The sequence below is a fragment of the Xenorhabdus stockiae genome (assembly GCF_002632825.1).
GTDB classification, from domain to species: Bacteria; Pseudomonadota; Gammaproteobacteria; order Enterobacterales; family Enterobacteriaceae; genus Xenorhabdus; species Xenorhabdus stockiae.
This window is the reverse complement of sequence record NZ_NJAJ01000005.1, coordinates 42,615-68,190: the sequence shown is the minus strand read 5'-3', so window position 1 is coordinate 68,190 and position 25,576 is coordinate 42,615. Positions and strand designations below refer to the sequence as shown.

General features: G+C 41.9%; 20 protein-coding genes. 7 read left to right on the top strand and 13 right to left on the bottom strand.

Annotated features, from left to right (window positions below; all coding sequences use genetic code 11):
• Positions 1-9: 9 nt before the first annotated feature.
• The 5 genes from Xsto_RS03220 to tpx form a co-directional block, all read right to left on the bottom strand.
• Positions 10-636, bottom strand: a complete 627-nt coding sequence (locus Xsto_RS03220; protein WP_099108115.1) for a DUF3540 domain-containing protein — start codon at positions 634-636, stop codon at positions 10-12.
• A gap of 14 nt (positions 637-650) precedes the next feature.
• Positions 651-1,715: a pentapeptide repeat-containing protein gene (locus Xsto_RS03215; protein WP_099124084.1), complete on the bottom strand. Its 1,065-nt coding sequence runs from the start codon at positions 1,713-1,715 to the stop codon at positions 651-653.
• Positions 1,712-4,291, bottom strand: coding sequence for a DUF2169 family type VI secretion system accessory protein (locus Xsto_RS03210; protein WP_099124083.1), 2,580 nt, complete (start codon positions 4,289-4,291; stop codon positions 1,712-1,714). Before Xsto_RS03210 ends, Xsto_RS03215 begins: the two co-directional genes overlap by 4 nt.
• 23 nt (positions 4,292-4,314) lie before the next feature.
• Entirely contained in the window at positions 4,315-6,483 is a 2,169-nt protein-coding gene (locus Xsto_RS03205; protein ID WP_099124082.1) for a type VI secretion system Vgr family protein, read from the bottom strand.
• Positions 6,484-7,155: 672 nt separating this feature from the next.
• Positions 7,156-7,659, bottom strand: a complete 504-nt coding sequence (gene tpx / locus Xsto_RS03200) for a thiol peroxidase (RefSeq protein ID WP_099108111.1) — start codon at positions 7,657-7,659, stop codon at positions 7,156-7,158.
• A 165-nt stretch (positions 7,660-7,824) separates the two neighbouring features.
• On the opposite strand from tpx, the gene Xsto_RS03195 reads away from it, so the two are divergent.
• Together Xsto_RS03195 and zntB are read left to right on the top strand one after the other, a co-directional pair.
• A complete protein-coding gene (locus Xsto_RS03195) occupies positions 7,825-9,450 on the top strand; it encodes a peptide ABC transporter substrate-binding protein (protein WP_099124081.1) in 1,626 nt (541 codons plus the stop codon).
• 19 nt (positions 9,451-9,469) lie between these two features.
• Positions 9,470-10,453, top strand: a complete 984-nt coding sequence (gene zntB, locus Xsto_RS03190) for a zinc transporter ZntB (protein WP_099124080.1) — start codon at positions 9,470-9,472, stop codon at positions 10,451-10,453.
• Between the two features lie 246 nt (positions 10,454-10,699).
• On the opposite strand, the gene ttcA is transcribed toward zntB, so the two are convergent.
• The 3 genes from ttcA to nhaB all read right to left on the bottom strand — a co-directional run bounded on the left by ttcA (position 10,700) and on the right by nhaB (position 14,128).
• Complete coding sequence (gene ttcA / locus Xsto_RS03185) at positions 10,700-11,641, bottom strand: tRNA 2-thiocytidine(32) synthetase TtcA (RefSeq protein WP_255398356.1); 942 nt, start codon at positions 11,639-11,641, stop codon at positions 10,700-10,702.
• Between the two features lie 152 nt (positions 11,642-11,793).
• Complete coding sequence (dsbB, locus tag Xsto_RS03180) at positions 11,794-12,312, bottom strand: disulfide bond formation protein DsbB (protein ID WP_099108107.1); 519 nt, start codon at positions 12,310-12,312, stop codon at positions 11,794-11,796.
• Positions 12,313-12,577: 265 nt separating this feature from the next.
• Positions 12,578-14,128 (bottom strand): sodium/proton antiporter NhaB, encoded by a 1,551-nt coding sequence (nhaB, locus tag Xsto_RS03175; RefSeq protein WP_099108106.1) that lies wholly within the window; start codon positions 14,126-14,128, stop codon positions 12,578-12,580.
• 361 nt (positions 14,129-14,489) lie between these two features.
• On the opposite strand from nhaB, the gene fadR reads away from it, so the two are divergent.
• The 3 genes from fadR (at position 14,490) to dadX (ending at position 18,146) form a co-directional block, all read left to right on the top strand.
• Complete coding sequence (gene fadR, locus Xsto_RS03170; RefSeq protein WP_099108105.1) at positions 14,490-15,212, top strand: fatty acid metabolism transcriptional regulator FadR; 723 nt, start codon at positions 14,490-14,492, stop codon at positions 15,210-15,212.
• A 543-nt stretch (positions 15,213-15,755) separates the two neighbouring features.
• Positions 15,756-17,057 carry a D-amino acid dehydrogenase gene (locus Xsto_RS03165; protein ID WP_099108104.1) on the top strand — a complete coding sequence of 434 codons (1,302 nt, stop codon included), beginning with the start codon at positions 15,756-15,758 and terminating at the stop codon, positions 17,055-17,057.
• A gap of 21 nt (positions 17,058-17,078) precedes the next feature.
• Positions 17,079-18,146 (top strand): catabolic alanine racemase DadX, encoded by a 1,068-nt coding sequence (gene dadX, locus Xsto_RS03160; protein ID WP_099108103.1) that lies wholly within the window; start codon positions 17,079-17,081, stop codon positions 18,144-18,146.
• Positions 18,147-18,250: 104 nt separating this feature from the next.
• On the opposite strand, the gene Xsto_RS03155 is transcribed toward dadX, so the two are convergent.
• Positions 18,251-19,126 carry a D-hexose-6-phosphate mutarotase gene (locus Xsto_RS03155; protein WP_099108102.1) on the bottom strand — a complete coding sequence of 292 codons (876 nt, stop codon included), beginning with the start codon at positions 19,124-19,126 and terminating at the stop codon, positions 18,251-18,253.
• Positions 19,127-19,308: 182 nt separating this feature from the next.
• A complete protein-coding gene (gene gapA / locus Xsto_RS03150) occupies positions 19,309-20,304 on the bottom strand; it encodes a glyceraldehyde-3-phosphate dehydrogenase (protein WP_099108101.1) in 996 nt (331 codons plus the stop codon).
• Positions 20,305-20,645: 341 nt separating this feature from the next.
• Here gapA and msrB point away from each other — a divergent pair, with 341 nt between their 5' ends.
• On the top strand, positions 20,646-21,053 hold the full coding sequence (gene msrB, locus Xsto_RS03145) for a peptide-methionine (R)-S-oxide reductase MsrB (protein WP_099108100.1): 408 nt from the start codon (positions 20,646-20,648) through the stop codon (positions 21,051-21,053).
• Positions 21,054-21,174: 121 nt separating this feature from the next.
• Positions 21,175-21,456 (top strand): YeaC family protein, encoded by a 282-nt coding sequence (locus Xsto_RS03140; protein ID WP_099108099.1) that lies wholly within the window; start codon positions 21,175-21,177, stop codon positions 21,454-21,456.
• A gap of 124 nt (positions 21,457-21,580) precedes the next feature.
• Here Xsto_RS03140 and pncA read toward each other — a convergent pair whose 3' ends face one another.
• From pncA to sppA, 3 genes are all read right to left on the bottom strand, one after another.
• Entirely contained in the window at positions 21,581-22,216 is a 636-nt protein-coding gene (pncA, locus tag Xsto_RS03135; RefSeq protein ID WP_099124079.1) for a bifunctional nicotinamidase/pyrazinamidase, read from the bottom strand.
• Between the two features lie 61 nt (positions 22,217-22,277).
• Positions 22,278-23,297: an asparaginase gene (gene ansA, locus Xsto_RS03130; protein WP_099108303.1), complete on the bottom strand. Its 1,020-nt coding sequence runs from the start codon at positions 23,295-23,297 to the stop codon at positions 22,278-22,280.
• Between the two features lie 276 nt (positions 23,298-23,573).
• On the bottom strand, positions 23,574-25,472 hold the full coding sequence (gene sppA, locus Xsto_RS03125) for a signal peptide peptidase SppA (RefSeq protein ID WP_099124078.1): 1,899 nt from the start codon (positions 25,470-25,472) through the stop codon (positions 23,574-23,576).
• Between the last annotated feature and the right edge of the window lie 104 nt (positions 25,473-25,576).

Here is a 25,576-nt window from a genome sequence, read left to right as displayed (position 1 = left end):
AATATCTCCTTAACCAATATGAATTTGTTCAGCATCTATTTTGGTAATGGCTTTTGCTGACATCATGGTATTTTGGGCATGCAGACGCAGGTAGTTTTCAGCCTGCATATCTAACTGACCCGCCCGTACTTGCTCTGTCTGTGTGGTATGACGAAACAGGCGGTGACTGAGTTGTGTAACGGTCTGCCAGACTGATTCAAGTTTATTGCCAACCAATTGGGTCACTGACACCCAGGCAGAGAGAGATTCACCCGTGTATTGCATTTTCTTGATATGGCATTGCCCATCGTTGGCATCAATATGCAATCCTTCGCTGTTTAAATGTAAATTGCCATGAGGTGCAATAGTCAAATCACCGGGTACGCTGATTTCTGCCGATTGTTGTTGTTCAGGGCGTTCTAATATAGCCAGCACCCAGAGTTTCCCCTCCACTTTTGTGAGTAAGACGGTATCACCCAGTTCAGGTGTCAGTAAACAACTGGCAGCCCGTCGGCAATGCCATCCCCGGCTGTGGCTTTCTACCATCAAGCTACCATCCTGAAGGCGGTTGATAACCTGTCCGGCAACCTGTTGTGAAGGTTCATCCGTAAGCAAAGGCGAAGAAAGTGTATAGGACGCGTAAGAAAGTTCTGACATTTTAGTTCTCCTGATTAAATCTTGCGTTGTAGCTCCCACTCTTCGGCGGCAAACAGTTCAGGATCATTTTCCAGAATGCCATTACGATCGGAGAACAATGCCCCAGCCTGTTCAGCACGATGAAAAAGTGTTCGCATAAAATGCGTGGTACGAAAATCACTGTTGCTGACATTGGCGTAGGAAAGATCGGCATAGGTCATGTCAGCACCGGTAAACTGGGCATTGACGGCATGAACTTTGTGCATAATGGCCTGTGTTAGCTGGCTTTGTCTGAAGTCAGCGGATTCGAGACAGGCACTGACAAAAATAGACTGGATAAATAAGCTGTTGCTGCAATGTGCCCGAGTCAAATCCGCTTCGATAAATAGGGATTGGGTCGCGTTAACATTCGATAATACTGCCCCCTGTAACCCCGCTCCTTTGAAGTTACAGTTGGTTAATCTGGCATGACTGAAATTCACGGCTTCAAGCTGACAACCGGTAAATTGACATTCCTGAAATTGTTGTTGTTGATAGTCCTGACCACGCAGGTCACATTCAAAAAAAACCGCTTTCGTGAATTTACTGGCAGAAAAGTGCGTTTTCCGTAAATTCTGGCGAAAAAAGGTAACCAGAAAAAGATCGCTGGAAGTGATGCGTGCCTGATCAAGCGATGAGTCAATAAAGGCAATTCGTTTAAGATCGCTGTGATTGAAATCGGCTTCTTGCAGAATACTTGAGGTAAATTGAGAGTCGTTCTGTATTGTTTCTGTAAAGCGGGTTTTCTTTAAATCACATTGATTAAACAGGCTGTTGTTTATGTGACTTTTATCGAAGGTGGCACTTGCCAGACTGCACTGTTCAAAAACACTATGTTCGAAGAGGGTGGAATCGAATGTTGCCTCTTTGAACTGACAGGCGGAAAAAATGGTATCTTTCAGTTGAGCGTGGGAAAAATCAGTACCGGAAAAATCGACTTCTTTGAATATTCCGTCGGTTAAATCCCGCTGGGCCAGTGAGATATGTGCCAGACTGACTTTTTCAATGATGTCACCCTGTTTGATTTTTGCGATCAGTTCATCTGCTGACAGTGAATTCATATCACTTCCTTATCGCGTTTAGGTAAGGTTTTGATACCTTGCAGATAGGCACCTTCAAACTGGGTTGAATCATCAATGATAGACTGAGACATATCGGCCCGGAATAAATTCGCGCCGCGTAAATCAGTACCATGCAGGCTACATTTCTGCATCAGAGCACCCATCAGGTTGGCATTATTCAGCAGAGCCTCCCGAAAATCGGTTCTGATGAAAATGCTTTTTGTTGCATTCAGATGTTGCATATCTGCTGACCGACAGTCAGCTTCACTCAAATCGCTGTTATTCAGTATAGCGGAATGAAATCGGGCCTGAACCAACGGCATCTGACGCAAATTACACTCAGTCAGTATTGCCTGAGTAAAATCAGCCTGATTAAGCGTACTGTTCATCACAAAAGCACAATTCAACAGACTTGCCGAACAGAACCGGATGTGATTGACTTCCGTTTCTACCCATGAACAACTTTCACATTGTGCTTCATCAAAAACGGCTTGTTCCAGTTTGCACTTAAGAAAAGTGACTTTATTCAGCGTTGCGTGATTAAAGCTGAGAGCGGGTAATTCCAGTTCTGTCAGTGTGCAGTTATTCCATTGTGAAGAGTGAAAATCACCATGTGTAATAAAAACCTGTCTCAGTAAAAGATCGGTGAATGTGGAGTGGTTAAATTGACAGTGATCAAATAGGGCTTCCTGCAATTGGACCTCTTTGAAATCGGTATTGGAAAAGTCACTTCGCTCACATTTAGCCAGTACCAGATTCGCTTTATCCAGTTTCACACCAGACAGGGAAGTATGGCAGAATTCTGCTCTGGCCAGCATTGCTTCACTGAAATCCACTTTATCCAGTTGGCTGTGATTAAAACAGGCACTTTCCAATAATGCGCCGGAAAAGTTTGCGCCACGTAGATCCATGTTAGATAAATCTGCACCAGTAAAATCCATGCCACTGAAATTACCACCTTGTGCCATAATTTTTTGTGCCCGTTTGCGGATGATTTCTGATAATTCCCCCTTCAGTCGCAAAGCAGGACTCTGGGATTGCACCGACAAAAAATAGGTATCACGTAGCGACTGTTCAATTTGTGCCAGTTCTTGATCGTTCAATCCGGTGTGCTGCTGTTGCTTACGCAATATATCCCGTGTTGAATAAATTCCTTCCGGTCCTTTGGTATTACTCTCTGGAAGAGATAAATACGTATCGATACCCTGTTCTTTTGCTTTGGCGGTTATCTCTGTTTGTTTCAGCTCGGCTTCGGCTTTTTTTTGATCGGCCTCCTGTTCGATTTTTTCCATGAATTCTGGTAGTTCATCCAGTCGGGGACTGGTTGAAGGTACTGCGACCGGAGAAGTGGGTGGGATCATTGTATTGATATCATAACCCTGTTCAGCTAAACGTGCAGCTTGCTGTTCATGGAGGAGCTTTTGACGCCTAAGTATCGATTCCTGTATCGGGCTGCTTTCTACTGAGGACTCTGTATCTATCCATGAGCCGATAATGTCCTCAGGAATAAGATCTTTTTCCCTGAACGTGTACAACACCCCTTTTTCTTTGTCCGTGCGCTGTTTGGCCACCGCCAGATAATGACTGGCGGGTAGTAGGCTATCCTGATGTTCCAGCGCGGATATCATCTGTAATACATCGGCTGCATCATCTTCATTTATCCGTGTACTTCCGTGCCATATCAGGAGCATTTGCTCCAGATGAGGAAAGAACCATACGGTTGTCTGGCGCATGACAATTTCTTCGTCAATCTCTTCATTAAGACGTAGCCGTCTGATAAAACAGCGCACATTCCATGCTGGCAGACGGCCTTCCTGCACCGGTTTTTTCGGATGCATGTTCTCAATCCGCCATGCAGCTTTAATCGGCAGGGCAGGCAGTTGCTCCCACCACTGATCTTGTGGTGCGGCATTAAATAACCGCCAGTCAATATCATGGGCATATCCCGGAAATTCGTTTTCTAGCCACTCCTTATCATATTGCTTACCGATGCGTTCAAACCGGCGTGGCCATGTAAAATCCAAAGGGCAAAAACTAGAGGGTTCGGGAGTATCTTCCGGAGATAACAATTGTTTTTGGAAGGCTTCAATATTAGGTAACTGATGAATTTTAGTGCCGTTTTCTAATATTTCCGGCGTGAAACCAATACCGTGTGGGTTATCATCATAACCTTCTCCTCCAAAAGCCCGACTCCAGTCCAGTCGCATTTGTTCAAAGGCTTGAGGTTTTGAAGAAGTACCTCCCACCCAGTAACGATCACCAAAAACAGCCAGTTTTTTTTCCAATTGATCAACTTTAATACGCACATTACAGGCGGTTTTATCAGTCTGATGATGGGTATAGGCATAACCTGTCGCCAGAAATTCAGCACAGGATTTAGGCATGGCAAGATCAATAATACCATTACAGGTTTTCAGTTCTTTTTCTGCCAGTTGCCAAAGCTCCGGCTCCGGTCTCAGACGGGGAGTTGTGCCCATATCAGTCAGAGCCATCACAGTGACGCCGAGATGATTTTTCTGCATCCAGCGATAAGGCCGATAAAGCAGACTTAAGCGTAGTGGTTTGATGATTTTCATTGAAATATTGAACTGTTAAATTATTAGACAAATAAATGTAGGGAGGAAGCAATGAGTCGGATGTTTGATTGTGCAACAGCAAGTGCGTTTGCGGCTACTTTGACATCATTTTTTGTAATATTTACTCCTGTTTTACTTAGATTGATGACAGTAACACCGACGGAAATTCCTGTGACGGATGTAACAAGCTCATTGGCTGAAACACTAGTGTGAGTGGTGGACGCATGAAAACCCGTGGCAGAAATACTAAATCCGGTGGCACTTATGTTGCCGATATTGGCAGAAAATATAGACGTTGGGCAATCCACGATAACATTAGTATCACTCTTGATTGTAATGGGGTTAGGGCTGTTGATTAGCGTTGTTCCGGTAATATTTTGAGTCCAGTTTCCATCAATTTTGGCAGTTAAATTGCCTGTGAGTTTGTAGGTATCTCCACCATCGATTTCGGTGTTTCGCCCTTTTTTAATGGTTCGTTGCTGCCCTTTATCAATCGTTAAGGTATCTTTGCCGTTGACAGTCGTATCCCGATTATCTTTGTAGGTGAAATTCGCTTTACCTGTCACCGTATCTGTTTGTTCTTTTTTAATTTCCGTAGTACGCTTCCCATCAATTTTGACTGTCTTATCTTTTTCAACGGAGATATTCATATCCCGCTCTGCGTGCAGATCAAATAACTCTTTATCCGGTTCATCATCCATAAAAAGATAGTTAGCCTGATCATGCTTACCATTTTTGGTATTTGACATCACACCACTGCGAGTTTCATGTTTGGGAAGTTCCCACGGCGGCATATTTTCATTGTTATAAGTACTACCGATAACAAAAGGTTTATCCGGGTCGCCATTGACAAAACTGATAACAACTTCTTCTCCCACACGGGGAACGTTGATACTGCCGTATCGCCAGCCAGCCCAACGCGTTGCCACACGTATCCAGCAGGAACTGGTATCGTCTTTTTTATCTGTTTTATCCCAACGGAATTTCACTTTTATCCGGCCATACTTATCAGTCCATATCGGTTTATTTTTAGGACCTGTTACGACCGCAGTTTCAACACCGGTTGCTTTTGGCCAAAGCGTGATGGCTTGTGGTTTCCAATGGACATTGGAGGGGATAGCTTCAAACTGAACAATATTTTTGTCAGGCTTATCATCATCACTATCATCGTCATCACTATCACACTCAAAGACTGAGCCATAATCGGATTCATAAAATGAATATTGTGCTCCGGTAATCAGATAATCATTGTAATCATCCCCTTTGATACTATTAGGCAGAGAGAGTGTGAAAGTGTGGCCCGGAGCCATTCCCAGTACATTGCCTGTTCCATTAATCAGCTCACTTTGTGCTTCTGAAGCCTGTTGAAGTATACGGACATAAAACTGCCCCTGATCACCTTTTATAAAGCGTCCCGGCCACATAAATATCTCTGTACTATCAACAGAACTGAGCGATGTTTGAGTGAGAGACTGTAATTTAGCCCGGGGCTTACGAAAATCGTAGTCATCAGTACTGAAACTGTTGGGGATAGTCGAACTGCTAATATTCCAAGTATAGATATATTCTTGGTCCAATTTCCTGAAGATGCTACCGACACTGAAATATTTAATCGTATCATACCCCGGCATTGGATAATGCATTTGGGGCATATCGACTAATACCATAGTGTGGTTGCCATTCTCATGTTTAAAGTAATAATAAATACCTTCATGCGCCATTAGACGATGAATAAAATCGAAATCAGTTTCGTTATATTTAACGCAATATTCCCATGGGCGATAGTTTTCTATGAGATTATCCTCAAAATTAACATTGGCACCCTGTAATACTGTAGTGACAATCTCAGGTACGGTTTTTTCCTGCCAGATGCTATAACCGGATTTCTTTTTTAGTTCCGAAAGCTTAGGCCTTACTGTAGCAGTATATAAATAAAGCCTGTCATCATATTTATAAAATGGCGAATAAGAGATTTTTTCTATATAGCCACTTAAATATCTTGTTTGTTTTGACGGGGTTTTTATTTCTACGGTAAGTACAGTATTATGAAGCGATATAGGATCAGATAATCTATTTTTACTCAGTAATTCGACCTCAAATTCATAAGGTTCCGATAATCTTTCTATTCCTTTAAGTGATTTAAAGTATAACTCTTCGCCGGATGAAGTATGTGCGATAAACTGTCTTTCCATAATATGGACTCGCTTTTATGCAAAGCTACCGCCTATTCCGGCTGGATGCGGGAATATATGATAGCTGGTGGAACTTACTGTTATAAGGCATTTCGGATATATAATAAATATGTAGCTGTTGGTTTCTGATATTGAGTTAAGCACAATAGTCAGAATGTGTAATCACCAGAGAATGTTTTATTTAAGGAATATATAACTTGTGTTTATATTTTGTCTTTATAAAAAGAAATAACCCAATGTATTACTTTGTTTTTATTGTATAAAATAATTTTAGATTAGTTAGATAGGAGATTATAAGTAATTATATTAAATTAATGAATTATGTCGGGTAAACTTTTTTCTAATATCATAAAACATGGTTAATTAAATTAGGATAATGTATCTATATTTAAGATAACCTTAAAAAGAAAAATTACTGATAATTCATTTATCGTTTAAATAATTAATTTATCGTTTAAATTAATGTGTTATATCTAATAAATAAAAAGATAAAGTTAACAAAGTGATAAAATTGAGGGCGGCGAGGGCAATGAGTGAATAGGCTGCTATTATCTGTTTAGGTTATATTTAAGATGTTTTAAAATAAGAATAGAGAGGAGAAGTGGTGGGGAAAAAAAGATAAAATTGGCGGTAACAACATAATAATTACCGCCAGAGGTTCTTTATAACGAATTATTTCAGTGCTGCTAATGCGCTGTCATAATCAGGCTCGTTAGTAATTTCATCTACGAGCTGGCTATAAATAACATTATTGTTTTCATCCAGAACAATGACAGCACGTGCAGTCAATCCACCTAATGGACCCTGGCTAATGGCTACACCGTAATTTTCCTGAAACTCACCACCACGCAGTGTTGATAGAGTGACAACATTCGAAAGGCCTTCAGAGCCACAAAAACGGGATTGTGCAAAAGGCAGGTCTGCTGAAATGCAAAGTACGACAGTATTGTTCAGTTCACCGGCATGTTGGTTGAATTTACGTACAGAAGTTGCACAAACGCCGGTGTCAATGCTTGGGAATATATTGAGTACCTTACGTTTCCCTACATATTGGCTCAGTGCCACGTCAGTAAGATCTTTAGCTACCAGCGTAAATTCTTTTGCTGTTTCACCAGCTTGTGGAAAATGCCCAGCTACGGTGATATCGCTACCTTGGAACTTGACGGTTTGTGTCATGGTTTTATCCCTCTATATAAGTAAACTGCGGTGCCAGTGTAATGGAATAGTGCGATCTTGCCCACAAAAATAGCTGTAATATTTATAAATACTCATCTATTGTTTAATTAACAGTGTCTTATAATTTATTTTAGGATAATTATTAGACCAAAAGAGTAAATATTTATGCACAATTTTACCTTGTTCCCTTCTGTATTACTGATGACAGGGCTTTCCTTACCTCTTTCTGTTTATGCTGCTGATGTTCCTGTAGGAACTCAGTTAGACCCTCATCAGGAGCTGGTTCGCCATTTGAAAGATGAACCAGCATCACTTGACCCGATTAAATCCTTCGGCTTAATAGAAGCGCAGGTGTTGCGTGATTTACTGGAAGGTCTCGTTAATCAGGATGCCGATGGTAAGCCCGTTCCGGGAGTTGCGATTAACTGGAAGACGACAGATAACAAAACATGGATATTTACGCTACGACAGGATGCCCGCTGGTCTAATGGTGACAAAGTCACCGCCTCTGATTTTGTATATAGCTGGCAGAGGCTGGTTAATCCTAAAAATGCTTCTTCATTTTCTTGGTTTGCTGCTCTGGCAGGAATTCAGAATGCCCAAAAAATTATAGATGGTAAATTACCCCCGGAAAAATTAGGTGTTGAGGCTCTTGATGCTTATACAGTAAAAGTTACGCTGGATCGCCCAGTGCCTTATTTCCCTAATATGACTACTCACTTTAGCCTTTATCCGGTGAATAAACAGAACGTTGAAAAATACGGTAATGATTGGACCAAGGTAGGCCATTTGGTGGGTAACGGCGCTTTCATGCTGACGGGGCGTGTAGTAAATGAAAAAATTGTTCTGTCGCCTAACCCTTATTACTGGGATCACAAGAAAACAGTACTGAAAAAAGTGACGTTTGTACCAATCAATCAGGAATCTCATGCGGTTAACCGCTATCTGGCAGGGGATTTGGATATTACTGAATCTTTCCCTAAGAATATGTACCACAAGTTACTGCATGATATTCCGGGAGAGGTGTTCACTCCGGATCAATTGGGAACGTATTACTACGCATTTAATACTCAGCGTGCACCGACTAATGATATCCGTGTCCGGCAGGCGCTTGCCATGACCATCAATAAGAATCTGGTTGCAGAAAAGATATTAGGCACAGGCGAAAAACCTGCATGGCATTTTACACCTGACGTTACGGCTGGTTTTCATCCAGAAAAAAGTCAGCAACAGATTATAACTCAGCAGGAAAGAGATAGAAGAGCAAGATTACTGCTGAAAGAAGCAGGTTATGGCCCTGATAATCCACTAAAACTTTCTTTGCTCTATAACAATTTAGAGAATAATCAACGTATTGCCATTGCAGTCAGTTCAGAGTGGAAGAAAAAACTGGGCGTTGAGGTGAAGTTAGTCAATCAGGAATGGAAAACTTACGTTGATAACCGGAATACCGGTAATTTTGATGTAGTCCGGGCATCATGGACCGGAGATTATAATGAGCCATCAAGTTTCTTATCACTTTTGACATCAACACATAGCGGAAATTTGGCCAAATTTCATAACCCAGCTTATGACGCTTTGTTAAAAGAGGCTAGTCTGGAAACAGACGATGCCGCCAGAAACAGGGATTATAATCAGGCTGAAAAAATGATTGAAGAACAGGCTCCGATTGTTCCTATTTATCAGTACACTAATGGTCGGTTAATCAAAAAATGGTTAAAAGGATACCCGATCACCAATCCTGAAGATGTGGCGTATAGCCATACTATGTATATCATTAAAAAACATTAAATGTTGAACAGGAGAGGATGTGGAAACGATTTATGGCTCAGCATTTAAAGATTCAAACGCTGTGTATGCCTGCCAATTGAATGGGAAGGGAGGGACTACAGGTTTTAGCGAAAATGTATCTGCGACGGTAGGGCAACCATTCTGGCAGCATCTTGATTATAAAAATCAAGCTAGTTATCAATGGATTATGAAAACTAACCAACTACCAGTCCCGGTAAAAGAAGGGCTGGTGGGTGAGAGTATTCGGCCCAAACTCATTCGTACCGGTGAAGGGGCGATGATTATGTTGCGGACAATTAATCGCAATGACAATGCCCGCTCTGATCACTTGGTATCGTTTCGCATCTACATTAATGACAGGATAATTATTTCCAGCAGCCATAGAAAAGTCTATTCGGTTGATCAGGTTCTGGCTGATTTAAATAATGGCGTAGGAGCAAAAAATACAGGGCACTGGCTGGTTGAAATCGCCGATGCTATCACCGACGAAGTGAACGATTTTATTGAAGAGTTGCATGACAACCTGATTGAGTTTGAGGATAACATTCTGGAACAGAAGATCCCAGGACGAGGTGAGTTAGTGTTATTACGCAAACAATTGATTGTTCTTCGTCGGTATATGGCACCCCAGCGAGATGTTTTGACACGACTGTCCAGTGAGAAGTTGCCGTGGATGAGTGACGAGGCTCGTCATCTGATTCAGGAAGTCTCTGATCGTCTCGGGCGTGGGCTGGATGATTTGGATAGCTGTATCGCAAGGACAGCGGTCCTTGCCGATGAGATTACTTCCATTATGGCGGATGCGATGAACCGTCGTATTTACATGATGTCATTGTTAACAATGATATTCTTACCAAGTACTTTTTTAACCGGTTTATTTGGTGTTAACCTTGGCGGGATCCCCGGAAATAAGGATGAATTTGGCTTTGGTTTATTCAGCCTGCTGCTGTCGTTATTGATAGCGGGGTTCGCATGGTGGTTAAAGCGAAGTAAGTGGTTATAGGAAAAATTGCGATTGCCGTGAGTTCTGAACCGAATGTTCATTGAATCTGATGGTTAATTTCATGCGGATTTGAGATATATCAATAATCAGTATCTCAAGTTGAGGCACTATAACCCTGCAGGTGAATACAACGTTGAGCGATGAACGTTGTGCTCCATGATTGTAGTGTTTCTCATATTGAATTTTATACCGATTATAATTGACATTATGCCGATACTAAAATCCTTAGCATCGGCTATTTTTTTATTACTTTATTTCGATAACATCCAGCCGATCCGCCTGAAAATCAATTTGTTCATCAGGGTCAATAGCAGGTTGTACGGGTAACTCCTCCCGATCAAAAGCCAGGTCCCCTCCAGCAATAATTTCACTGTCGTGATTAATGCTTTTGAAGTCGAACAGATTAAAATCGCTGAGATGTGATGGAACCACGTTCTGTACCGCTCGGAACATAGTTTCAATGCGTCCGGGATAGCGTTTGTCCCAGTCACGCAGCATATCCTTGATAACCTGACGTTGTAGGTTTGGCTGTGAGCCACACAAATTACAAGGAATAATGGGAAATGCTTTCGCTTCTGCGTAGCGTTCGATATCTTTTTCCCGGCAGTAAGCCAGCGGGCGTATAACAATGTGTTTACCATCATCACTGATTAGTTTAGGTGGCATGCCTTTTAATTTGCCGCCATAAAACATATTCAGAAAGACAGTTTGCAGGATATCATCACGATGATGCCCCAGAGCGATTTTGGTTGCGCCCAGTTCAGTAGCGGTGCGGTATAAAATACCACGACGTAGTCGGGAGCACAGAGAGCAGGTTGTTTTTCCTTCCGGGATTTTTTCTTTGACAATACCGTAGGTATTTTCTTCGACAATCTTATACTCGACGCCCAGTTCATCCAGATAAGCCGGAAGGATGTGCTCAGGAAAACCTGGTTGTTTTTGATCCAGATTGACGGCAATAAGCGAAAAGTTAATAGGGGCACTTTTTTGCAGGTTCTGCAAAATAGACAGCAGGGTGTAGCTGTCTTTGCCACCAGAAAGGCAGACCATAATGCGATCGCCTTCTTCAATCATATTAAAATCTGCAATGGCTTGCCCGACATCACGACGCAGACGTTTTTGTAATTTATTAAAATTATACTGTTCTTTTTGAGTATTCATTTCTGGTTGTTCTTTACTGTTTCTGATGGCTGTTCGACTAAAGGCCCTTAAAAAAATTACGATGATTTTATGGCGGAGAACATGAAAAGGAAACAATAATAGCGGATAGGAAGGGATTATCAATTAGAGTTAGCGAAAAAGGCTGCTTTCCCCGCGTAGGAAAGACAGCCTTTTTGTTCTTAATACTTATATTTCAGCCGGAAAAACTGGCTGATCAGAACCAGAACACCCACTAATAAATAAGCAGCAAAGACACCAATCAGCCATTGCGGCATATCCAGTGTCAGAAATGACCATTGTTTTATTGAACAATCGCCAAAAGCCTGAAACACCGAAGGCAGCCATTCATTTAACGGCAGCCATGACGGAAATCTGACAAAAAATTCACAGGTATTAAAAGGGCTGGGGTATAACTGCATCATGGTATGATCCCATGCCAGTTGTAATCCGTGCCATGAGCTATAAAGCCAGAGTAAAATAGCCAGCCAGCGCAGCGGGGTTTTGGGGGCGATAGCTCCCAGCAGGGCCGCCCCGAAAATACCGAATAGAGCAACACGCTCATAAATGCACATTACACAGGGTTGTAACTGCATAACGTGTTGAAAGTAAAGAGCAACAAACTCCAGTAAAAGAGCTGTTAACGCCATTAACAACCATGCGCTTCGCCCTTGGGAACTCCATTTTAGAAAATGTAACATTCTTCTTCTTCCCGTATCGTATATATAGGTAGCCGTTTATTCTGCCGTTTCTTAAATCACAAAAGAATCAATTTAAGGTCAATTATGTTGTTTTTTTAAATTATACCCATCCTCTTTCAAATTGCCTTTTTGTTGGTGGTGCAAATTCGTTCCTGTACCGCCGGAGGCAGCATGAAATCGACTGGATATTCGAAGGGATAAAAAAACCGGATAGGGGGATTTTACACCCTATCCGGCAGAATTCCTTAATAATAAATATAAGGGATTATTGTGGGATAACCCAACCAAGTTTTACAAGATATTCAGTAGCAGGCAGTAGCCAAAATTCAACACACAGCAGACCCACAAGAGTCATCACAATTGTGTAAGGTAGAGCCATTAGTACCATACGCCCATAAGACAAGCGAATCAGTGGCGATAGCGCAGATGTCAGCAGGAACAGGAAAGCAGCCTGTCCGTTTGGTGTCGCTACGGATGGTAGGTTGGTTCCTGTATTAATGGCTACAGCTAAAAATTCATATTGCTGCTGTGAAATAAGACCACTTTTAAGCGCAGTCAGAGCTTCATTAATATAAACAGTACCTACAAATACGTTGTCAGATACTGCGGAAAGCAGACCATTAAACAGATAAAACAGGGAAAGTTGTGACGCTGGTGAGGATTGCAGTACAAACTGAATAAATGGGGTAAATAGTTGTTGATCAATAATGACCGCAACCACAGAAAAGAAGACTGTCAATAATGCAGTAAACGGTAAGGCTTCCTCAAAGGCTTTACCTAAAGCATGTTCTTCCGTGATACCACAAAAAGCAGTAGCCATAATAATCACTGACAGGCCAATCAAACCGACTTCAGCTAGGTGGAATGCCAAAGCAACAATCAGCCAGATGCCGATTAAAGCCTGAACAACAAGCTGAGCTTTTTCCTGACGGGTACGTTTTTCACCGGCTTTTTTCGCATAGTCTTCCAAAACAGAGCGGACACGCTCAGGTAGTTCGGCACCGTAACCAAACAGTTTGAAATGTTCAACCAGCAGACAAACCAGTAATCCACAGATAAAAACAGGCACGGTGACAGGAGACATACGGATAAAGAATGTCACGAAATCCCAGCCAACATGTTTTGCGATGATCAGGTTTTGTGGTTCACCGACCATCGTCATCACACCGCCTAATGCTGTACCGACACCGGCATGCATCATCAGGCTGCGCAGAAATGCCCGGAACTGATCCAGTGTCTGTCTTTTATCTTCATTATCAATAAATTGATCATCGTTAAGATCTGTACTGCCATTATTCTGGCTGGAAAGATAACGATGATAAATAGAATAAAAGCCAACAGATACGCTGATAACAACGGCTATAACTGTCAGGGCATCAAGAAAAGCAGATAAAAATGCACTTGCCAGACAGAAGGCCAGAGCCAGCATTTTTTTGGAACGAATGCTCAAGAGTAGTTTAGTGAAAACAAATAGCAGAAGTTGCTTCATGAAGTAAATACCGGCAACCATGAAAATCAGCAGCAGAATAACTTCCAGATTATTGCTGATCTCATGCCCTATCTGTTTTGGTGAGGTCATGCCGATAAGCACAGCTTCAATAGCAAGTAAACCTCCCGGCTGCAACGGATAGCATTTTAACGCCATTGCCAGTGTGAAGATAAATTCCACAACGAGCATCCAGCCTGCAACGAAGGGGCTGACATAGAAAAAAACCAGTGGATTGATGATAAGAAAAACAACGATAGCCAATTTGTACCAATCCGGCGAATTGCCGAGAAAGTTTTTCACCACTGCACGTCGGATACTGATTTCCATTATTATTAATATTCCTCTTCTGTGGATACATGGGACATTTCTAAAGCACAACATACCCGCTGTTTTTCCAGTTACCTCTCTGTTGGTTGCGCTCGTTTATTCCAGTCATCTAGTGATTATGCCTCTGGGAGACGCTTCCTGACTGTTTTGATGCAACTCGAAATACATTGGGTATCGTACGCTCTAACTGGTGGTAATTTAAGGGGATAATCTCATAATTAATTGGGTAATAATTATATTTTTTTATGACCTCTTTCACTCTTTCATGGTTTATTTATTATGTAACTATGTCGATCTGGCGCATTCTGGTATGATCAGTACCTATTATTAGCCAAGAAAACAGTTTTGGAATAGTTTAAATATGGTAATTAAGGCTCAGAGTCCTGCGAGTTTTGCGGAAGAGTATATCATTGAAAGTATATGGAATAATCGTTTTCCACCAGGCTCCATTCTGCCAGCAGAGCGTGAATTATCTGAATTAATCGGTGTCACTCGTACCACTTTGCGTGAAGTATTGCAGCGTCTTGCTCGTGATGGCTGGTTGACTATTCAGCATGGAAAACCAACAAAGGTCAATAACTTCTGGGAAACATCAGGTCTTAATATTCTGGAAACTCTGGCACGTTTAGATCATGATCGTGTGCCTCAGCTGGTGGATAATTTACTGTCAGTGCGCACAAATATTGCGGCCATTTTTATCCGTACTGCATTCAGACATAATCCGGAAAAAGCACTGGAAGTTCTGGCTGAAAAAGATAAAGCAGAAGACACTGCGGAGTCTTTCAGTTCTGTGGATTATGATATTTTCCGTGGCTTAGCATTTGCGTCAGGAAATCCTATTTATGGGTTGATCATTAACGGATTAAAAGGGCTTTATACTCGTGTGGGTCGTTATTACTTTTCGAACCCAGAGGCTCGTAAACTGGCGCTGAATTTCTATCAGCAATTAAGCGTACTGTGCCGGGAAGAAGCCTACGATAAAATCATGGAATGCGTACGTAATTATGGTAAAGAAAGCGGAACCATTTGGCATGAAATGCAAGGCATTATGTTCAATGACTTAACAGCAGCACGTCAGAATTAATCAAATTATATCTTTTCCAATTATCAAGTTGATTTTCTAATCTAGCTTATTCTTTAAAGGCGAACTGCTTTGTGTAGTTCGCTGCTTCCCATTTTTTAATAATTATACCTATGAAGAGGTGTTTTCTTATCTCCTCATAAATGGTGAAAACCCACTCAAGCTGTAAAATTCAAATTTTTAAATTATTATACTGTTCAGCTCACATTGGTTCGGGATTTAATTCTTAATTATTTCATTTTTTTGAATTAATATAAATTCGAATATTGTGAACTTAATGTTGCTTTTTTACCGTAAAAATCACTTTTCAGAACACTTATATAATCAATTAACAGCATTTAATTCTTTACTATTTGATTGTATTTTAGATTGTTTTTTTGTTTTTCATCTGATAATAAGAAAGTTTTTTATCATGATTTTGTAATGGAATTGTGATTTAAATCCTAAAATTCAATTAATCATTTCATGGTCTATTATTCTGTGTTGGATTTTTCTAATTAGCATATTATGCTTGTCTTCGTATATTTCTTATCAGCAGGTGGCAGAATGAAAGTCCTTATTTTAGGCAGTGGTGTTATTGGCGTCACCAGCGCCTGGTATCTGGCTCAGGAAGGTCATGAAGTGATCGTCGTGGATCGTCAGCAGAGTGCTGCCGAAGAAACGAGTGCAGGCAATGCCGGGCAAATTTCACCCGGGTATTCAACTCCCTGGGGTGCTCCGGGTATTCCGTTAAAAGCGTTCAAATGGCTGTTTCAGCGCCATGCTCCGCTAGCTATTCGCCCTGATGGTTCATTATTTCAGTTGCGCTGGATGTGGCAAATGCTACGCAATTGCGATGCTGACCATTATGCGATGAATAAAAGCAGGATGGTGCGTTTGGCTGAATATAGCCGTGACTGTATTAAACAGTTGAGAGCGGATACAGGTATTCGGTATGAGGAGCGTCTAGGGGGAACATTACAACTGTTCAGAACTGCTAAGCAGTTTGATAGCGCAGCCAAGGATATTGCGGTATTGGAGCAGGAGGGTGTTCCTTATCGATTATTGACGGCAGAACAATTAGCGTCAGTAGAGCCGGCTCTTGTCCACTCTTCCCATAAATTAACGGGGGGATTGCAACTTCCTAATGATGAAACCGGTGATTGCCAGATTTTTACCAAAGAATTAGCCAAAATGGCAGAAAAAGCAGGTGTCAGATTTATATTTAACAAGCAGGTTAAACAAATTCTGATGGATGGCGATAAGGTTAGCGGTATTCAGTGTGATGATGGTGTTATAACCGCTGATCAGTATGTGATAGCGATGGGGGCTTATTCCACCGAATTATTGAGAGGTCTTGTCACAATTCCGGTTTACCCTATGAAAGGCTATTCGCTGACAATGCCGGTAATGGATGAAACTCGTTCACCGACTTCAACGATACTGGATGAAACTTATAAAATTGCTATTACGCGTTTCGATAATCGTATCCGGGTTGGCGGTATGGCAGAAGTCGTCGGTTTTAACTTGGACGTACTAAAAAGCCGTTGTGAAACACTAAAAATGGTCGTTGATGATCTTTACCACGACGGTGGCAATATTGCTGAAGCTTCATTCTGGGCTGGGTTACGCCCGATGACACCGGATGGCACACCTATTGTTGGCCCGACGAAATACGCTAACCTTTATCTGAATACCGGACATGGCACATTAGGCTGGACGATGGCCTGTGGTTCAGGAAAGCTGTTATCTGACTTAATCTCAGGCAAAAAAACTGATATTGCCGCGGATGATCTTTCTGTATTCAGATACACCGATGGGTTTAATACCAAAGTACTTCGGGCGAAGCATCGCTTACATACTGCGTAAAGTAAATTAGAAGGGGTCAATATGCCACGTCCTATTTTGGCGACGATCCACCTTGATGCATTCCGCCATAATCTGGCAATGATCCGTCAGAAGGTCGGTCACAGTAAAATTTGGTCGGTAGTGAAAGCGAATGCATATGGGCATGGGTTGGACAGAATATGGCAATCACTCACGCAGACGGATGGTTTTGCTCTGCTTGATATGAATGAAGCTATTTATTTGAGAGAACAGGGGTGGCAAGGGCCTATCCTGTTGTTGGAAGGTTTCTTCAAAGCCGAAGATTTGCAGATAATCAATAAATATAATCTGACAACGGCAGTACATAGTCGCTGGCAGCTTCAGGCAATAGAAGAGGCAGAATTCGATAAACCTGTAGATGTCTACTTAAAACTTAACAGTGGCATGAACCGTCTGGGTTTCACTCCCGATGAATATCCACAGATAGTATCAATGGCAAATGGGATACAGAATATCAGATCAGTCACTTTAATGACCCATTTTGCGAATTCCGATAATGAAATGGGTGTTAGTGAGCAATTTACAGTGGTTAAAGAGCTCAGAATGGACGATCTTTCGCATTGCTTGGCTAATTCTGGCGCCATTCTATGGCACCCGCAAACGCATCGTGATTGGGTCAGGCCGGGGATCATTCTATATGGGGCGTCTCCCAGCGGAAAGTGGCGTGATATTGCAGATTCGGGATTGAGACCTGCGATGAGTCTGAAAAGTGAAATTATCGCGGTCCATGAACTGGCTAAAGGGGTAAAAATTGGTTACGGCAGCCGCTATACCACACAGTCTCCAACCCGAGTGGGTACTGTTGCATGCGGTTATGCTGATGGCTATCCTCGTCATGCATCAACAGGAACACCTGTTGTTGTTGATGGTATCCGCACCCGTGTGCTGGGAGCGATATCAATGGATATGATGACGGTGGATCTGACACCATGCCCAGAAGCCACAATCGGTAGCTCTGTTGAGCTATGGGGAGCAAAATTACCCGTGGATGAAGTCGCAGAGTTTGCTGGAACGATAGGTTATGAACTGTTGTGCGCTTTAGCCAGACGTGTTCCGGTGGTTGTTGATTAATGATAAAGGGTTTATTATTTTCTCAGGCATTTTTTCGTACCGCTTCCATGCAGTTTGAATCAATGCCTGTTCATCCCATTTTAATTCTGACCAATAAGTTATGTTCAGCTTGTCTGGCGGCAACGAAGGACGACAGATAGCTTGCCGGGGTTCCCGTTTTTAGAATACAAGGGGCTACTGATACGAGCAGTTTCAACACAGACCATAGTTTTATAGCCTTCGTTCTCCATATCTTGCATGCTGCCTGATAATTCTGCTCCGGGATTCCAGCAAACGATATCACTGTGATGATAGTGATGAATCTCGATGGTACGCTTCCATTGTTTATCATTAAGTAGGCTGAAATCTTCTGGCTTGGTGTAAATACGATCGGTTCGCCCTTGAAACGTGAGTTTTTCACTAGTCGATTGCTGTTTTTTGTTGGTTATCGAATCGATAAAGTGACTGCCTAATCCACTGACCTGAATTTTCTCTATATCGCTGATATTAAAATAAGAGTGGAGAGCGCATGTGGTTTGATAATCTCCGTAGGATTCCAGCTCTATTTCACAGGTTTCACCTAATTTAAAGCGGGCAATAAGTGTAAACTCATGTGGCCATAGTTGTTTGGTATATTCGCTGTTTTGTAGTGTGAACATCAAAATGACACCATTTTCATGTTCATGATGCCCTTTGAATTCCCATGGTAAAATCCGGGCAAACCCATGACTCGGCGTGTCCTGAGGCCCAAACCACGGCCAACAGATGGGGATACCACCACGGATGGCTGTTCCTGCACGGAATTTTGTATTATTGCTTAACCATAATACTGGCTTTTCACCACTGGGCTGCCACGCCATAAGGTGCGCACCCTGAATACTGATTGCGCTGCGGACTTTCGGGTGACTAATCACAATTAATGGAAATCCATCAATATCCCGTTGACTGATATGAGGAGATATCTGCTTTACAATTGGCAAAGAGAAAATTTTATCAAGCATCATCATGACCTTATATAAACTTGTATTGATGGTTAATGAAGGCAAGAATAGCTTATTGTGAAAGAGTGGTAAAATAAAAGCCACCGTAAAAGGTGGCTTATTGAACAATGATTATACCTGTTATCTTTCAGGTTGAGATTTTGTTGTCTGCAACCTGAAATTTATAAGGTAGACAGGTTCAGTTATTTAGAAATGTGTGCGACCAGATCCAGAACTTTGTTTGAGTAACCTGTTTCGTTGTCATACCAAGAAACCAGTTTTACAAAGTTATCGTTCAGTGCGATACCTGCTTTTGCGTCGAAGACAGAAGTCAGTTTTTCGCCGTTGAAATCGGTGGATACAACGTCATCTTCAGTGTAACCCAGAATGCCTTTCAACTCGCCTTCAGCAGCTTCTTTGATTGCTTCACAGATTTCTTTATAAGTTGCTGGTTTTTCCAGACGGGCAGTCAGGTCAACAACAGAAACGTTAGGAGTAGGTACACGGAAAGACATACCAGTCAGTTTGCCGTTCAGTTCAGGAATAACTTTACCTACTGCTTTTGCAGCACCGGTAGAAGATGGGATGATGTTTTGTGCCGCACCACGGCCACCACGCCAGTCTTTTGCAGAAGGGCCATCAACAGTTTTCTGAGTAGCTGTTGTTGCGTGAACAGTTGTCATCAAACCTTCAACGATGCCAAATTTATCGTTGATAACTTTAGCCAGTGGAGCAAGGCAGTTAGTTGTGCAAGATGCGTTGGAAACGATGTCTTGACCTGCGTAAGCGCTGTGGTTAACACCCATAACGAACATTGGGGTATCGTCTTTTGAAGGACCAGTCAGGACAACTTTTTTCGCTCCGGCAGCGATGTGTTTACGCGCAGTTTCGTCAGTCAGGAAAATGCCGGTTGCTTCAGCAACAACATCAACACCTACCTCGTTCCATTTCAGGTTAGCTGGGTCTCTTTCAGATGTAACGCGGATGGTTTTGCCGTTAACAACCAGATGACCGTCTTTAACTTCAACTGTACCTTTGAAGCGGCCATGGGTTGAATCGTATTTCAGCATGTAAGCCATGTAATCTGCATCTAACAGGTCATTGATTGCAACGATTTCAATGTCAGAACGCTCTTGTGCAGCACGGAAAACAATACGGCCAATACGACCAAAACCGTTAATACCTACTTTGATAGTCATAGTATTCCACCAGCTATTTTTTAGTGAATTAAAAGTTGTTTCTAAAGTTACCAAAATCTTGCCAGTCGTCAAGCGGAATCGTGTCAACAATTGAAAAAGATCAATTTAAAAACCACTATCTGGATATCCGTTATACAACTGTAACAATCTTTACGCTCACTATTATCGGGGTATAAGGAGATATTTAAAGTTACCATTAATGAGATATGTGAGATTTATCACAATTAGTAAAGTAAATCATCATGTTGAATGGGTTAAAATGCGATTTAACAGTTTAATATTTGCTTTTTGTTGTTTTCGGTACCTTTTGTTGAAAATACTGGCCTTAAAAGGTGGTTATCATGGCTAAAGATATCTCTTCTCCTCTTGAGCAGCTCAGTGAAATGCAGCGTTATGTGACGCAAGAAGCAGGTACAGAGCCGCCATTTTCAGGAAAACTGTTGCACAACAAGAAAAGTGGTATTTATCATTGCCTGTGCTGTTCTCAGCCACTATTTGTTTCCGACACAAAATTTGATTCCGGATGTGGGTGGCCAAGTTTTTATCAGCCGATTAATGATAAATCCATTAATTATATTGATGATTATTCTTATGGTATGCATCGGATCGAGGTGCGTTGCAGCCATTGTCAGGCACATTTGGGGCATGTTTTTCCTGATGGCCCTAAACCTACAGGAGAGCGTTTTTGCATTAATTCGGCTGCGTTACGCTTCATTGATGAAGACTCAGGAGAAGAAACCGCCGGTTAATATGATAAGTGGCGACGTTTTTTGACCAAATATGATGCGAATTGGCAAGTTATATAGAATCGATTCAGCCAGAGATGTTAGTATATAGTTTTAAGGAAATAATAGCCTTAAGGAAATACCGATGAATGTAGATGATTTACTTTCTGCCATGACACCTGAGATTTACCAGCGACTGGTTCAGGCTGTCGAATTAGGGAAATGGCAGGATGGTGTTCCATTAACACCAGAGCAAAAAGAGCATAGCCTGCAAATGGTAATGCTTTGGCAAGCCAGACATAATCACGATCCGGAACATATGACGATTGGCACCGATGGCCAAATTGCCGTAAAAAGTAAACAAGAACTGAAAGCAATGTTTCAGTCAGAGATGGTTGCCAGATTGAAGCCGCAATCAGAAGAATGAGCCAGTAGATTAAATCGGTAGCCTCGTTCTCCCTATTGATTGAGCATAAAGAACGAGGCTAATCTGATTTAGGATATGTAGTTATAGTGGTCAGCGGTTTAAAAATATTTTTATGCTTGGTACGTTAAAAAAGGGCAGCTATCTCCTTCAATGAAGTAAATTTGGCGCCTTTAGCTGCCATTTCCTCAATAGCCTGCTGGCTGTCATCCGCGTGAATATTAACCCCCCGGCAGCCTTCCGTAATAACGTAAGTTTCATACCCGTGTTCTAAGGCATCTAATACGGTGAATTTTACGCAGTAATCGGTAGCGATACCAAGAATAAGCAGGCGATTGATATGTTGCTCTGATAGCCAGCCATGTAATCGGGTTGCATTTTTACGATCGTTATCGAAAAATGCGCTGTAACTGTCTATCTGTGGATTTTCACCTTTACGGAAAATCTCCTGGATAGCAGCTTGGTTTAAGGCTGGATGGAAAGCTGCGCCTGATTGCCCCTGTACACAATGTACAGGCCACCATATTTGAGGGATACCGTTTAGCACACCTAATTCACCAACTGGCTGGCCTGAATTTACTGCAAAACTCATATGATTAGACGGGTGCCAGTCCTGACTTGCAATGATGCTGACATTGTACTGCTGACACAATTGAATAGCTTCATTTGCTACGGTGATAACTTCTTCACTCCCTTTTACCGCCAGTGCGCCACCTGTACAGAAGTCATTTTGTAGATCGATAAGTAATAGTGCGGTTTTCATTCTATTCCTTAATTCATACTTTCGTCTTATAGTCTGCCCGTTAATATTTTGAATATGCTTATTATTTGTCGGAGTAACTCAATTCTCCGCGTAGATTTTGCTGCATCAGAGAGCGAATTTCTTCGGTTGCATAGTGCTGGCTTAACAGGTAGTGAAGTTTTGTCAAGGTTGCTTCAAATGTCATATCGTAGCCGCTGATCACACCTGATGCAGCCAGTGCATGACCGTTAGCATAACCTTCCATATTGACCCTTCCGGAAATACATTGTGTTAAGTTGATTACAATGATTCCTCTTTCAGTTGCTTCTTTTAAGATTCTCAATAAATCAGGGCGTTGAGGAGCATTGCCGACACCATAAGAACGCAAAATCAATGCCTTGACAGGCTGCATCAGGATATTTTCAACTACTTGGCTCGACAGCCCCGGATAGATAGTGACTACGCCAATTGGCTGTGAGCTGATTTGATGTACAACAAAATCGCCGTGACCAACGGGCAGTGGAGCGGTGTTAAATGTCCGGATATTGATACCGGCTTCGATAAGCGGAGGGTAATTAGGAGAAGAGAAAGCATCAAAACCGTCAGCATGGGCTTTGACAGTTCTGTTCCCTCGATACAATTTATTGTTGAAAAACAGGCTGACTTCATTGACGGGATAGTTGGCTGCCAGATACAGGGCATTGAGCAAATTTGTCTGACCATCTGAACGCAGTGCTTCCAATGGAATTTGTGACCCTGTCACGATAACTGGCTTGTTAAGATTTTCAAACATGAAAGAGAGGGCTGAAGAGGTAAAAGCCATGGTATCTGTGCCATGCAGGATCACAAAACCATCGTAATCATGGTAATTCTGATAAATATCACTGGCAATAATTCCCCAATCATCTGGACTCATATCAGAAGAATCAATAAGGGGATGATGTTCACGGATCGTGAATGTTGGCATTTCTGGGCGGTGAAACTCGGGCATTTTTGTCAGCTGCCGCTGTAAATGACCGGAAACGGGAATATAACCATTAGGGGAATGCTGCATCCCAATGGTTCCACCCGTATAAACAACATAGATAGATTTCTTCTGCATGGTCGTAACCCAGTAGCGGTAGTTTAAAATTCTCTGCCGATTATAGGGGGTATAAGGAATAAAAAAAGCCTGATACTGGTATATATACACTTCGTCTTTCAAGTTGCCTCTTTGTTGGCTGCACTCGTTCACCCTAGTTACCGTTTTTATAAACATACGGTTATCTATGCTCCTGAGGATGAACTCCCTTGCCGCCGCGACGCATCTTGAAACCCATTGTGTATGGCAATCAGGCTTTATATTTAATTGTGATTATCACGTTCTGGTGATGAATTCTCAGCGGATATCACTACAGTTCAGGCAATAAGCATAAATATTTTGCGGGTCATTCATGCGGCTATAAAATACCGCCTGCTTTTTCATATCCTGTGCTGCCTGAGCAAATGGAGCTGGCAACATTGACTGTAAAGTATTTGGCATAATTGCCTGTGCTGATGAAGAAAATTCCAGCATCAGTTTCTCAGTAAATGAAAGTTCAGGCTGCATCCAGCTTAGCGATACTGTTTTAAGGCCTGCCAGTTCAGCGGCTTTCTTAACGGCGTCATCGAAATCGCCTAGCTGATCAACCAGACCATTCTTTTTAGCATCACTACCACTCCAGACACGGCCTTCAGCGATTTTTTCAATTTCAGCAGTTGTTTTGTGGCGAGAATTTGCTACCAGCCCGATAAACTGGCTATAGCCGTTTTCAATCGACATTTGTATGACTTCAGAAAACAGAGGATTTATCCCTTTTGTTGTAGAAATGTCAGCCAGTGGGTAAGTTGAAACACCGTCTGTATTTACACCAAGATAATCAAGACTTTTCTCAAAAGTAGTGATAGCACCAAAAACACCAATTGAGCCAGTTAAAGTATTCGGGGAGGCGATAATATAGTTAGCTGGTGTGGAAACCCAGTAACCACCTGATGCAGCAAGTCCTCCCATGGAAACAACAATCGGCTTTTGATTGATCTTTTTGCCATTTGCATCAGTACCTTCCCGAATGGCTACCAGTTCACTGCGGATAAGTTCAGATGCACTGATACTGCCACCGGGGCTGTTTACTCGCAAGATAATGGCTTTAATATTAGGGTTCAGGCGTGCTTGGCGTAGTTGTTCTGCGATGGTATCACTGCCAGCTATACTGCCGGATTGTTTGCCATCCATGATTTCCCCTTCAACCACAATCACTGCAATATTACCATCGTTCTGATAAGCATCTTCGATGGGTTTTTTAGCAATATAATCATTGATAGTGATGTAGTTGAAATGCTGGTTTTTCTTATCCCAGCCGAATTTTTTTTCCAGCTTCTGCTCAATGACATTCAGAGGTGCGATTTTATCTACCAGACCGTTCTGGAGAGCATAGAGAGCACTGTTTCCACCTGCTTTACGGAGTTTTTCAATAAATACTGAAGGTTCAGGAAGTACCTGACTGATTGGGATTTTTCTATTGGTAGCAATATCCTGTCGGTAATTATTCCAAAGTTCATTCAGCCAAAGGGAATCCGCTGTGCGAGCAGCATCCGACATATCATTCCGCATCATTGGCTCTACGGCTGATTTGTATGTACCAACACGGAAAATATGGGTAGAGATTTTCAGGTTTTCTAATAATGATTTATAGAATAAATGATTATTTGAATAACCTTTAAGTGAGACACCGCCTTGAGGGGTAAGGAGTATTTTGTCAGCATAGCTGGCTAAATAGTATTGTGGCTGGCTGTAGTTCTGCCCAATAGCTATAACGGATTTACCTGAGCTTTTAAATTCGTTGATGACTTTGCCGATATAAAGCATCGATGCCTGATCAGCCCCTGCAAAATCATCCAGTTTCAACACCATACCGGTAATTTTGGTGTCATTTTTTGCCCGTCGAATACTATCAACAATATCAAATAGCGAAGTTTGTTGAATGCGGCCGCTGGAAGGAGAGACAAGATCCCAGCCCAGTTGATCCAGCGGATTACGAGCAGATACCCGATCAACGATAGTACCTGATAAATTGACGTATAATGCTCCACCATAATCACTATCATCTGCGGGGAACTGTTCTTTATAAATAAGAACGCCACTGGCAACTAATACAATAAATACAATAAATAATAGATTGGAAATAAATTGGCGAGCGAAATTTAGCAGTTTCCAACTCCATTTAAGTAGCCCTGCTATAAGCCTCCATAAAGTATGCATACTATCTCCGATGATGAGATCAAATAAGATTATCCTAATCAGCTAACTGATAAATGTCAGCCAGAAATCACGAAAATGACTGAAAAAATAATATTTACACTTTC